Below are 12,648 nucleotides of genomic sequence, written 5' to 3' on the forward strand. Positions count from 1 at the left end.
CGACAAATTTTCTCCTAGGCTGCGGGGGCAGTCTCTAAAAGTCAAACATTTAATTGTCAGACATTTAAACAATTTGTTTGACCGTGTCGGGCCGTCTCTTTAGGTTTGCCGGGGTTCAGGCGAAAATTCGGAGGTTCTTTTGGCGATTGAATTCAACACGATTCAAAAAGAGGGCCTTTCGGTCCAGATCGCCAATGCCATCCGCAATGCCATTCTCGAAGGCCGCCTTGCCGGTGAGGAGCGCCTGCCGAGCGAAGCCGATCTGGCGGAGCGCTTCGGTGTGTCGCGGTCGACTGTTCGCGAGGCCTTGAAACGGCTTGCCGCCCAGAACCTTATCCGCAGCGAGCGGGGTTCTTCCGGTGGGGCTTTCGTCAATCGCATGACCTGGGCCGAAGCTCAGGACAACCTGATGACGACCACGCGGCTCCTGATCGGCATGAACGACATTCCGCTGGAAGACGCCATCGAGGCCCGCTTTGCGCTGGAAGCTGCCGCGCTGCCCCTGGCGGCGGAAAAACGCACCGACGACCAGCTGGCCGAACTTGCACGCGAAATTTCCCGGCAGAGAAACCGTGACACAAGCGACGAGGACTTTTGCGCGTCGGACGTCGCCTTTCATTCGGCCGTGGCGCGGGCAACGGACAACCCGATCCTGGTTTTCCAGTTGTCGGCCGCGTTCGAGGCGATGCAGCCACTCATGAACATGCTGGTCTACCGCCTGCGCGACCGCGAACGGATCGCCGATCTGCATCAGGCCCTGGCCGATGCGCTGGCCGCGCGCGACAGCGCCGCTGCCGCGCAGCATCTGGACGCCCTGTCGGCCTATACGCGGGAACTGGCGGCGCAAAGGCGCAAGCCGCGCAGCGCATAACGCCCCTTTTCAGGGATGGCTGTCCTTATCCATGCGAAGCTGGAAGGCGATTTCCGCCGCGCCTAAGCCTGAAAGCCAAGCCATGTCAGAGACTTGCCGAATAAGTAACTCTACGGCATTGTTCAATCTCATCCTAAAGTCTAATATAGACGAAAGTCGAAGTTCGAATCGTGGCGAATTTGCCTCCCACGTCTGCCGAGACGGTCACCGGATGCGCCATCTGTTTGAAAAGGTCGGCTTTTGTACGCCCGGTCACCCCTGGCCGGGCGTACAGGTCTGAACAGAGCTTGCGCCTGCGCGGCAGGAGCGCTCTTCACCATAGGGAGCAGTGCCATGAAATTCTGGAGCATCGCCGTCGTCGCCATGATCCTCGCCGGTGTCGCCGCCACCAAGGCCGCCAACCCCAGCCATGCCCTGACCGACGGCTCCGTCGCCACCGGCATACCGGTCACGACGCTGCACACGCCGGTCACGCCGTAAGGCCACCGACAAACGTCCGGCGCAGGCGCCCTTTGCCTGCGCGCCAAGACTTGTTTTATGAAACCTGCTTCGGCTGCATATCCTGCGCGTAGCCTTTTATCCGGCCTTGAGCGAGCGTTGTTCGGCCGTGTCACATTTGCCAGCCTGCAATCCCGCCATTGTCATGAAAAAGTCAGGCCATGCCTGCTTTCAGAATGGAACGATTGCCCTCAGGTAACCGCCATTGCTCCGGCTCACGCTTCCGAAACTGCCGGTGTACGCGAGCTTGAAGGAAGTGCCGGAGGCCTTCTGCAGTTCGAGTGCGGCGGAAAGGTTCATGACCGTAGTATCAAGTTTGGTCGTGGTTACGAAACTCGGAACACCCGAAGGGGCTTCAGTGAAGCGTGAATGGATGCGGTAGTCGTTGTTGGAAAAGAAGCTGACACCCGTCTTCATGGAGCCATTTATCCTGTAACCGGGGCTTTCATGTAACGTGCCCATGACACCAACAGCAGGTGTTGCTGTCAGAATCCAGTCGTTGCTGCCAGATATGGTGAGGTTGGCGGATCCGGCTCCCGTTTCCCGAACATCGCCGAAGCCTACCCGGGTCGCAGCGACGTCGACCATCGGCACGACGCGGAATGTACCGGTATCGAACGCATAGGACAGCCGGGAGACGATCCCGGCAAACGAGATGGTCTGATCACTGCTGGCGGTACCAAAGCCGAGACCGACCTGGCGGTCGGTGTCGTATTGCGCCAGGCCGCCATAGCCACCCAGACTTGCCTCCAGCGCGCCCCAGGTCTTTTCAAACTTCGCGCCGATTGTGTAGCGCATGCCGTCGGATGTGCCTGAATTGTTGGTGGAAAGCTCGCTGGTTTCTACCGTGCCGGCGACACCGACCCGCATGCCGTCGCCGAGTGGCACTTCAAGGCCGCCGGAAAAGCCGTAACTGGTCTCTCCGCCGCCGATCGTTGACGTGGTTTGGCGAATATCGACCCTCTGGCCCTGGACCCGGCCCCAAAGGCAATAGTCGTCGGCGGCTGCAACCGCGACGCCATCGAGCCGGGAAGGGCATGACAACAGGGATTCACGGAAATTGTGAAGGCTGCCAATCGCCGCCCCGACCTGAACCAGATAATGTTCGCCGTGCAGCCGGTCCAAGGCTTTCTGGTAGGCCTCGATGCTCTCGATCTTCATCAGTTCCAACTGCAGGTCGTGCATGGCGCCGCCGCCGTCAGAGTAGATTGCGTTCATGTTGGCGCCAACATTGCGCTCGTTTTGGGTCCTGAGCTGCGATGTGCCGTCGGGAGCAACGGGTGTGAAGTCGATATACTGGTTGCCGATGGCCACGTCCGTCGCATTGGGAAAGACAAGCGTGTAGTCCACCACAACGGTGTCTCTGGCGGTCAACCCGTTGTTGGTGACACCGCCTGCCGCGGACAGGATAGTCAGGGTTTTGGTCGGATCGACCAGGTTTAGCGGGTTAACCTTCACGTTGCCTGAGAGCGTCGCCGTTCCGGAAATGTTGATCCGGTCGACCGTCGAGGCTTCCGAGTTCATGTCTACGGAAAAAGTCCCGCTGCTGGTCTGGACGAAATTGCCGGTCAGTGCCGTTGTCTGGATCGCTCCGGTGCCGCCGGGTGAGAGGTCGCCCTCATTGGTCAGCGTGTTGCCGGCGCCAAGATTGACGGTCGAAGCACTCTTGAAGAGGCCACCTGATCTGTTGTCGAAGGAATTGGTGCCACCGCCCAGGTCGACGTCGCCGGTGACCGTTCCATAGTTGACAACAGTGTCGTCGCTGACAGGCGTATTCACCGTCGTGTTGATTGCTTTGTCGCCGCCGCTGAGAGCTCCGGTCCCGGTGATGGTGATCGTGTTGAGGCCGGCCACGCCCAGGCCGACGCCATTCCGTCCGCCATAGACCGAACCGGTAATGGTGATGTCGGCGCTTGTGCTTGCGCCGAGTACATAGATACCGTCGTTATTTGTTCCGAAGACGTCATGTGCAGTGACGGAGGTGGTTCCCGTGCCGTCGTTTTGGGCCCTGATGCCGTTGGTGGCTCCGGAGATTCGGCCGGTCGAGGTTACGGTCAGGTCCGTGCCGGTAAAACTGTTGAGGGCATAGATACCCTCGGTGGTGCCTCCGGTGGCGTTCACCGCGCTGATCGTTGCGGAACCGGTTCCCATGTTCCTGGCGGCAATACCGCTCCTGGTGCCGCTCACGGTACCCGAGCTGGTGATGGTAAGGCCCGTACCATGGGCCTCCGCATTGATGCCGTTGGCCGTGTTTTCTGCGTGATCACCGTCGAAACCTTCAACGTCATAGGTCGTGATCCTGAGCGCGCCGGTGCCGAAGTTTCTGGCATAGAGACCTGATGAGGCACCGGAAACCGCACCTGTTGCAGTGATCGTCAGGTCCCCAGCGGAATTGAAGTTCTTGGCCAGAATGCCGGAATTCTTCACCCCAGCAGCAGTGGTGACCGTGAGAGTTGTATTTCCGGTGCCGTCGTTGCGGGCGTAGACGCCTCTTTCCTCGCCAGTAACGGGACCATTCGCGGTGATCGTAATATCCGTCCCGCTGGTCGAATTTCGAACGTATATGCCGTCCTTGGCCCCGCCCGTCACCGTTGCGGTGGTCACTGTCACCACGCCGCTGCCTTCGTTCTTGGCGAATACTCCGTATCGTCCGCCCGACACTCCACCGGTGGCGGTGATCCACATGTTGGTGCCAGTGCTCTCAATCAGGCCATAGATGCCATCGTTTTTGCTGCCCCGGACATCTGCGGCGGTAATGGAGAGGCTGCCGCTCCCTCGGTTCGTCGCAGTGATACCGTTGTTTTCAGCAGTGACGGCTCCCGTGGCGGTGATGGACAGGTCCGTGCCAAACGCGTTGTCAGCGAAGATGCCATCGACTTCGCTGCCGCCGCTTGCCGAAACATCGACAGTTTCGATTGTCAGGGATCCGGAACCGTAATTGCGGGCAACGACTCCTGCTCTCGTGTCGTGCCCTGAGCCGGTACCTGTGACGGTAACTGCGCCTGTCGCACGCACGCTGAGGTCTGTCCCTTCGTTCCATGCCAAAATGCCGCTTCCCGACTCGCCGGCAACGTCGGCGGTTGTGACGGTCAGTCGGCCAGTGCCGTCGTTTCGTGCATTTATGCCGTTCTTTTTGCCGGAGACCGTACCGGTCGTCGTGATCGTCAAGTCGCGGCCAGCCGTTGTACGGTTGCGCGCATAAATGCCGTCTTTTGTCGCGCTGGTGACGCTGGCTGCGGTGACGGTGATCGACCCGCTCGACCCTGACTCGTTGAGAGCATTGATGCCGTAGCCTTTCACGGCACTGACGTCCCCGGTGACATTGATGGTCACCGCCCCCCTGATTGCGCCATCGTCACCTGTCGACCTGACATCGATGGCGTTTTCTTCGCCCTGGATGAGGCCTCCGGTCGTATTGATGAAGCTGAGGGCGCCGTTTCCGGTCACGGTGATGGCGTTACCGGTGCCGCCGGTTGTGTCGATGGAGGCACCTGAAGCCATGGTGACGTCGGCATTGTCTGCGTTGATGGTTTGCGTGGTCCTCAGCGTGCCCGAGCACAGATAGGTGCCACCGCCTAGTGCGCTGCAGGCGGCATAGGCCTGGCGCCCCGCATAGCCGAAGACGACAGGGACGGCGAGCGCCGAGGTCAGCATAAGCTGTCTTTGTACTGCGGACTTGGGGAAGGAACGCATGAAACGGGTCTTTCCGGTGACTGCCGACCTTTGCCGGTCGACAAATCGCGAGTAATCGAAACAGGACAAAACGAATTACTGCTATTCTTGCTCCCGGATTGGTTAATGCTTTGATTCGACATATTCAAAAACAGATGCCTTCAGACAAAAACTGTGCTGCGAAAAGAGCATGATAGATGGTTAATGCTATGCCTGTGGCGAGCTCGGCCCGAATGGAAGCGGGATGCTGATGCCGACTGAAGACAGGAACCTGCCGGTCGGTATTCGCGAGACCCGGGCTGATGAACCAACAGGCGTCACCTATTCGATGTCAGGCGGCCTCGTTGGGCTTCTCGCCTCGCTCAAGATCTCGGTTGCCTTTTCGTCCTACCAATCCGGCAAGTTCTATCTGCTTGGCCGCAATCCGGACGGCGGACTGATGGTCAATGAGCAGTTCTTCAGCAAAGCCATGGGAATTCATGTCAGTGGCGGAACCATTCACCTGGCCACGTTGTCGGAAATCGTGCGGCTGGTAAACGTGCTTGAACCGAACCAGCGGATCAACGACACGTTCGATGCCTGCTTCGTGCCGCGCGCTGCTCATGTCACCGGTGCCCTCGATGCACATGATCTGGGCATCGACCGTGACGGACGCATCCTGTTCGTAAATACGAGGTTCAACTGTCTGTCGACAATATCCGAGCGACACAGCTTCAGACCGGTCTGGACGCCGCCCTTCGTAAGCCGGATCGTCGACGAAGATCGCTGCCATCTGAATGGTATGGCGATGAGGGATGGGAGGCCGGCCTTTGTCACGGCGGTGAGCCGGTCCGACACGATTGACGGCTGGCGAGACCGGCGCGCCGACGGCGGCGTTGTGGTGGAGGTGGAAACCGGCCGGATCGTTTGCCAGGGGCTTTCCATGCCGCATTCCCCACGCTGGTACCGCGGCCGGTTGTGGCTCTTGAATTCAGGCACCGGTGAACTCGGGTCAATAGTCCCCGCTGACGGCGACAGCGAGGGACGGTTCGAACCGCTCACCTTCTGCCCCGGTTTCCTGCGCGGCCTATCCTTCCACGGTCGTTATGCGTTCGTAGGGCTCTCCAAACCACGTTACCAGCGTTTCGAGGGCCTGGCGCTCGATGAACGGCTGAGGGTTGCCGATTCAGAGCCCTGGTGCGGTGTTCAGGTCATCGACCTCGACACCGGCGCCTGTGTGGAATGGTTCCGTATCGACGGTGCCGTCGCCGAGCTCTATGACATCGGCGTCCTCCCCGGTGTCACTTGCCCAATGTCACTTGGGTTCGGAAGCGAGGAATTGATGAACCTTGTTACCGTCGATGTCGAAGACAAGGAGAGGCCAGTCAGCCCTTAGCTGAACTTTCGCATCAGAGCGCGATCGGTTGGGGGATGCAGCACAAGCGTATCATGGCGCGGCAACCTCAAAAACCTATTCGCTAAATCAGGAAAACTGGTGACCCCGGCGCGATTCGAACGCGCGACCCTCAGATTAGGAATTTAAAGCGAGCCGTACGCCGCCTTATCCGTTAGCTCTATTAACCTCAGAAGTCATCAATTTCCTCTTGATATTCAATTAATTATCGTATAGCGTGCGGTTGTTGCCAATTGCAACCGTTAAACACTTCGTTGCGCCAAAACCGTTTCAAAAACCGTTTCAAAAATCTCAGGTATCATGACATGGCCGATATGCGTATCCTATTGAACGATAAAGCAATTGAACGTCTTATGCCGCCCGATAAGGGACGCTACATTGTCCGGGATACCGAGCTAAAAGGGTTCTTCCTTATGGTCGGAGCCCGAAAAAAGACCTTCATGGTACAGGCGGATCTCCGAAAACTAGGCAAGCGCGCCTCCACGGTTCGTCTCGCCATTGGCGACACGAGGGAGCTCTCCACGCGTGCGGCGAGGTCTGTTGCGAAGGAGTATCTGTCCCAGCTCAGCCGGGGTATTCATCCCAGGAACGGTGAGAAAGCTGCCAAGGCTTCAAACGCTTCTGAGATAACGAACGGCGAAAATAACGAGGCATCCGGCATCACGCTCAAGCAAGCCTGGGCTCGCTACAAGATTGCCATGCAGCGTAAGAACCGGAGCGAGCGCACGATCGAGAGTTATAGGGATCACGTCGAGCGGATCTTTAAGGATTGGCAGGAGATGCCCCTGAAGCAGTTTGGCGATGATCCTGGCCGGGTTGCCGCCAAACATGACGAGATTGGTGAGAAGCACGGTCCCTACATAGCCAATGGCAGCATGCGCACTTTCAGGGCGATCTACAATCACGCTCGAAAGACCAATCGGGAACTGCCTGCAGACAACCCGGTCGACAGCGTGGACTGGAACCATGAGAAACGCCGCGATAGCGGCATGGGTCTCATTGACCTGAAGGAATGGTTTATCGAGGCTGCCCAGCTTGAAAATCCCGTCCGACGCGAGTTTCACCTGTTTACACTGCTGTCCGCGTGCCGGCCGGCCGCGTTAAGAGAAGCGAAACCAGCCCATCTGGATTTTCGCCGCAGGGTGCTTCACATCCCCCGTCCGAAAGGAGGTGCGGATCGTGCCTTTGATATCCCGCTGTCGAGGGAGATGGTCTGTTGCCTCCTGCGATGCATTCGATTTGGTCGGCAGATGCACCCGTATGAGGCCAATGACTGGCTGTTTCCCGCAGACAGTGCCACTGGTCATCTGGTTGAGCACAAGGAAGATCGCGCGACATTGTCGAAATGGGGCAATGAACTGCGCCAGACCTATCGCACCGTGGCGACGCCGGCGGGTGTCTCGGAACTGGACGCAAGGATGTTGATGAATCATTCGGTTCCTGGCGTGAACTCCGGGTACATTACACGGCATAAGCTGCTTGAGGATCATCTACGAGCGCAGCAGCAGTCAATCAGCGATACGATGTTTTCAGTGTTTCGCAACACGTTAAATGAGAACCGTGAAATTCAAGATTGGCTTGGGATCGGTGCGGCACGTCGTCAGCTCCTTCGTGCAAAAGAATATTCTAGACACTCTGAACAGAATGAAATCGTGCGAATGCGCGTTTGGGCCGCTTAGCCAAATAAGTCTAACTGTATTGCATTTTGCGATACAATTCTCTATATATGCAACAAAGGAGACCTGCCATGGCTACCGTTGCCGACCGCAAGGAGCATCCGATATCGATGCGTCTGCCTGAATCGGATGTCGCAATGATCGACCGGGCCGCCAGCCTGCGCGGCCGCTCGCGCACAGACTTCGTGCGCGAGGCTGCCGTGCGCGCTGCCGAAGAGGTGGTTATGGAGTCAGGTCTCATTCGAATGAGCGCGGAGGGTTTCGCCGCTTTCATGGATGTCGTTTCCGCCGATACGGCGCCTATTCCTGAGATGGTGGATCTGGTCCGGCGAGCCGCGCCTTGGGAGACCAGCGGCACTTCGAAGCCGTAATCCACTGTGCTCTCCGCACCGGAGCCGTTGAATGCGGCGCATGTTCTTACCGATTTCTCCTGTGGCAAGCCCGCTCTCGATCATTGGCTGAAGACCCGGGCGCTCTCCAACCAGCAGAAGGGTTTTACGGCTGTCATGGTTGTGCATGATGATGGCCGAGTGGTGGGGTACTATGGGCTCGCGCCGACATCGATCGTGCCCACCGTCATGCCGAGATCGATCCGCACCGGTCAACCGCCTGATCCCGTTCCCTGCCTTCTCCTCGGACAACTCGCAACCGATTTGGCCTGGGCAGGGCAGGGGATCGGCACCGGCCTCGTCAAGCATGCATTGGAGCGCAGCGTTCAGGCGGCTGCTCTCATCGGTGGGCGGGCATTGGTGGTGAACGCTGTCGATAACGAGGCGGCGCAGTTCTGGCAGCGCCGCGGTTTTGTACCTTCCCGCGGCGATCCGTTTGTTCTCTTCCGCTCCACTGCCGCCATTGCGGCGTCACTCGAGGCTGCAAGAGCTTAGTCACCAAGGGGAGTGAAGGTGCACACGGGGCGTGCCAATAGGTACTAAGGCGAGCGAATGGCTCTTAGTGACCGTCGCAGAGAATCGCGATACCCCGAAATAGGCGTACACAGAACGCCCGCACAAGCCGGACGAAAACTTACGACCAAATCTCTAGCGAGATCATCACTGAGATGGAAGCTGGCCGCGTGCGTGAATCGGCGTCACGGATTGACCCCGGTGGTACGTACAATTTCAATAACTTACGACGCCGATCGGCAACGGGGCCTCTTGCCGATTCACAACATTCGCTTAAGGCGGCTATATGATAGGACGAGCGCCGCAGGATAGGCGGGCAGAACTACCTCACTATCATTCGATCGACTTCTCGACAAAGCCGAGCGTATTGGCATTTTCGACCAGCGTCCGCACCTTTGCGCGATCGAGTCCGCCGGGCACTTCTGCTTCGATCTCGAGCCTTAGCCTCACTTCGTTACCTGGTAGCGTCGTGAGCTGTTCGACGATCGCCTCGACAATTTGGTGGATATCCCTTGCCGGCCGTTCCGGCGAGATCATTACGGTGCCGGTAAACCGCGTTGGCTTCCGCTCTGAATGAGGCGAACCGGGAGCCCCGTCCGTTGCTTGCTCTTCGAATTTTTGCGACTTCTCACCAGGCGCCTCCGAACCGCCGGTCAGGCCAGGCTCTGCGGGGGCCGGCCTGTGTGCCTCAGCAACGTCAGACTTCACGATGATGCTATCGCTGTCGATGACCACAACCGCATTGTCGGTTCGTTCGATTGCAAGCCCCAGATAGGCACCTGCATTCTCATCCCATCGCTCGGCGTAGGCGAAGGGTCCGGGCAGCATGCCGCTGACGGCTGCCTGTACGGCCTTAATCAAGACGTCCCGGTTCTTCAGTCGCGGTAGATAGATGTGGCGGTTAAGATACTCCAGCAAATCCTTCAATGACAGGTGTGGTTTGCCGTTCCAGATGTATTTCTGGAGATCGCGATCGAGGCGCGATGGTCCCAGTTCGGTGAGCAGCCCTTCCTCGGCCACGAGCTTTTTGCTCACCCGCGCCAATAGCCCGTCCTGTGCCGGAATCTTGCCCGACATCCACTCGACATCGGCCTGGGCACTCTCCTGCGTCGGATAATGCAGATAGCACCACGCCTCCTTGAGACGCGTCTTTATCGTCTCGGTTGCTTCGGCCAGCTTGGCCTTAGCGAGCGCACTGTCACTCTGGGTGAGGTTGAGCCGATCAGTGTCGCGGACGATCTCGCCCCACGCTAGGGAGGTGCGCACGGCGTCTTTCAGGTTGTCGAGCTGGCGGGCGTCCGCAGCGATAAACACCAGGGTGTTGCGATACACGCGCGGTGCGCTGCCACGCTGCATCAGGATGTCCTTCGCTTCGATCAACGCTTCCGAGGTGTCGCGTCCGTTGTGCGAATGCGCGACCCCCAATACCACGGCCCGCACGCCGCCGGCTTCATCGGGCACCTCGGCCGAGGAGGCTGGCGCGACCTGCCGGGCGTCGAAATGCCCACGATCCGCGAGGCCATTCACATATTTGCCGAGTTCCGCGTCGATCGTCACGTCAACCAACGCCGCTTCGATCTGCGCTGCCTTATCCGCGGCAATTCGGTTGAGGCTGGCCGACATGGAGTACCAGTAGCGGCCAAGATCGGCGTGCATGAACTTGGCCTGGTTGGTCAGCCGCCGAAGTGCGTCTCCAAAAATTGCCGGGCGCTCTCCCGGCTGCACGACTCCAAGATTGATCTGCTTGTCGTCCAAACCGGTATTCTGCTGCTGGTGCGTCGGCGCGGTTCCCATGAAGATCGTTCGGGCGACCCGCCTGGTCGCCGAGTAGCGGTTCAGGTTCGGCGCCGATTGATCGATCTTATAGGGCGTGGACGTTGTGCCATCGACATCACCGGCGATGATCGACTGCCAGCTTACGTCGAGATAGTGCAGCAACTCCGGCTCAATGCGCGGCGAGCTAACCGCGACGCTTCCTGGCATGATCATCACCGACGGGTCGCCGCTCATCCAAAGCTCGTGGACGGCCTGCGCCATCAGACGGAGTACGCCTCGCGTACGTTGGAATTTTTCGAGTGAACCCCAACTCGTGTAGAGTTGATCGAACAACTCGGGATGGATCGGATAAGCCTTCTCCAGCTTGCGGCGGTAGTCTTCGTCCGCGCAGCCCTGCGGGAAATCGTTGGCGTTCTCTCGATAGAGCTTGGCGAACTGCTTCAGCGTGTTGTCACGGTGATGGAATTTGTCGCCGGGGATGTCCTTGAACAGCCGCCGCCGGACGATTTCATAGCTCTCTTCCTGGCTCGCCGGCCGCCACGAGGATTCCACACGGCTGAAGGTCTGCTTGAGGCGCGCTAGCGCTTCCTGGCCCCCTTCGCCACCCACCTCGATCTGCGAGGCGGGTAAGGAGGCGACGAGCAGTGTGCCGGGGCTAGCCTTCACCGCCTCCGTCAGCGACTGAACGAAGGACAAATTCGCATCGAACGACCCCGACGGCAGCCCCTCGACCTTGTAGATCTGCCGGAGGTAGGCGACCCATTCATCGATCAGGATTAGGCTCGGCGCATATTTCTTGAAGAGCGCCTCCAAGAGGTTCGAGCCCGGTGCGATGCCGCTGGCGTCGTTTCCCGCCACCATGGCATAGGCGTCAGCGCCGCCAAGCTGCCAGGCGAGTTCACCCCAGGTCGTTCGGATTTTCCGATCACCCTCGGCGTGGAGCACGTCCTGCGGTCCTCGCGATGTGCCGACGAGCACAGCGCGATTGACGCCCTTCGGCACGCTAAGGCCCTGCTTTTCGAGCAACTGGTCCAGGCCGGAGAGATCCTGGACCGGAGTCGGGCCGCCCATGTGATAGAGGGCCAGCATCGAGTGTGTCTTGCCGCCGCCGAAGTTAGTTTGCAGTTCAACGACGGGATCGCCGCCGCTGCCGGACAGCCGCTTCGCTGCCCCGATCAGCAGCGCGCTCAAACCTTCCGTCAGATAGGTGCGGCTGAAGAACTGGCGCGGGTCGCGATATTCCGGCGGAGCGCTGCCCGAATGCACCTTGGCGAGATCGGCTGCGAATTCGGCCTGCTGGAACTCGCCGGTGGCAACATCCTGGTGCGGCTCGACCACCTCGCGCCACGGCAATAGGCCGGCCACGGTCTCGACCGAGATTTCGAGACGCTGGGTTTTCCGTCGCTCCTCGTTGCGCCGAAGCTCGGTGAACTTCGTGCGCAGAATAGTGTCGCGCATCTTGCCGAGCTGCTCGGCCGTCTCGCCGGCGCTGATCGCCTCCATCAACCGACGCATGGAATCGAGCGCGCGCTCGGCGTCGTCGTAGGTGAAGGTCGCGTTGTGCGATAGCTTGTTCCGAACGTCGCCCAGCTCATTGACCAGCGAGCGTTCGGCACGGCCGAGCACCGCTTTGAACGCCTCGCTCCAGAAGCGATCCATGACGTTGAACAGCGCGGCCTGGTCCCAACCGACCGCGCCGCTGCTGTTAGGACGCAAGTTCGGCAGCTTTTCCAGCACCTGGACTTGCCAGTGCCCCTTTAGCGAGGTTTCGAGCCGCTTTTCGACGAAAGGAATCAGCGCCACCGGCAGCAGTTCCATTCCTTCAAATACATATTGGCGCGTGCTTTTTGCCACGTTCCG

8 protein-coding genes are annotated in these 12,648 nt (G+C 59.2%); 6 read left to right on the forward strand and 2 right to left on the reverse strand.

Annotated features, from left to right (window positions below):
* Positions 1–139 precede the first annotated feature (139 nt).
* Positions 140–871 carry an FCD domain-containing protein gene (locus FIU93_RS06640; protein WP_152505125.1) on the forward strand — a complete coding sequence of 244 codons (732 nt, stop codon included), beginning with the start codon at positions 140–142 and terminating at the stop codon, positions 869–871.
* A 333-nt stretch (positions 872–1,204) separates the two neighbouring features.
* On the forward strand, positions 1,205–1,351 hold the full coding sequence (locus tag FIU93_RS31320; protein WP_023002620.1) for a hypothetical protein: 147 nt from the start codon (positions 1,205–1,207) through the stop codon (positions 1,349–1,351).
* Between the two features lie 189 nt (positions 1,352–1,540).
* Here FIU93_RS31320 and FIU93_RS06645 read toward each other — a convergent pair whose 3' ends face one another.
* Positions 1,541–5,062: an autotransporter outer membrane beta-barrel domain-containing protein gene (locus FIU93_RS06645; protein WP_152505126.1), complete on the reverse strand. Its 3,522-nt coding sequence runs from the start codon at positions 5,060–5,062 to the stop codon at positions 1,541–1,543.
* A gap of 223 nt (positions 5,063–5,285) precedes the next feature.
* On the opposite strand from FIU93_RS06645, the gene FIU93_RS06650 reads away from it, so the two are divergent.
* The 4 genes from FIU93_RS06650 (at position 5,286) to FIU93_RS06665 (ending at position 8,994) form a co-directional block, all read left to right on the forward strand.
* A complete protein-coding gene (locus tag FIU93_RS06650; protein WP_209010298.1) occupies positions 5,286–6,416 on the forward strand; it encodes a TIGR03032 family protein in 1,131 nt (376 codons plus the stop codon).
* A 323-nt stretch (positions 6,417–6,739) separates the two neighbouring features.
* Positions 6,740–8,113: an integrase family protein gene (locus tag FIU93_RS06655; RefSeq protein WP_152505127.1), complete on the forward strand. Its 1,374-nt coding sequence runs from the start codon at positions 6,740–6,742 to the stop codon at positions 8,111–8,113.
* Positions 8,114–8,181: 68 nt separating this feature from the next.
* Complete coding sequence (locus FIU93_RS06660; RefSeq protein ID WP_152505128.1) at positions 8,182–8,481, forward strand: DUF1778 domain-containing protein; 300 nt, start codon at positions 8,182–8,184, stop codon at positions 8,479–8,481.
* Positions 8,482–8,487: 6 nt separating this feature from the next.
* Positions 8,488–8,994: a GNAT family N-acetyltransferase gene (locus FIU93_RS06665; protein WP_152505129.1), complete on the forward strand. Its 507-nt coding sequence runs from the start codon at positions 8,488–8,490 to the stop codon at positions 8,992–8,994.
* A 351-nt stretch (positions 8,995–9,345) separates the two neighbouring features.
* Here the strand turns inward: FIU93_RS06665 and FIU93_RS06670 are convergent, their stop codons facing one another.
* Positions 9,346–12,642, reverse strand: coding sequence for a DUF499 domain-containing protein (locus FIU93_RS06670; RefSeq protein WP_152505130.1), 3,297 nt, complete (start codon positions 12,640–12,642; stop codon positions 9,346–9,348).
* Positions 12,643–12,648 lie beyond the last annotated feature (6 nt).

The organism is Labrenzia sp. THAF35 (assembly GCF_009363595.1).
GTDB lineage: Bacteria > Pseudomonadota > Alphaproteobacteria > Rhizobiales > Stappiaceae > Roseibium > Roseibium algicola.

What these genes read in the sequence shown, in the direction of transcription:
- FIU93_RS31320 (WP_023002620.1), top strand. Translation starts at nt 1,205, where the DNA reads ATGAAATTCTGGAGCATCGCCGTCGTCGCCATGATCCTCGCCGGTGTC.
- FIU93_RS06645 (WP_152505126.1), bottom strand. Translation starts at nt 5,062, where the DNA reads ATGCGTTCCTTCCCCAAGTCCGCAGTACAAAGACAGCTTATGCTGACC.
- FIU93_RS06650 (WP_209010298.1), top strand. Translation starts at nt 5,286, where the DNA reads ATGCTGATGCCGACTGAAGACAGGAACCTGCCGGTCGGTATTCGCGAG.
- FIU93_RS06655 (WP_152505127.1), top strand. Translation starts at nt 6,740, where the DNA reads ATGGCCGATATGCGTATCCTATTGAACGATAAAGCAATTGAACGTCTT.
- FIU93_RS06660 (WP_152505128.1), top strand. Translation starts at nt 8,182, where the DNA reads ATGGCTACCGTTGCCGACCGCAAGGAGCATCCGATATCGATGCGTCTG.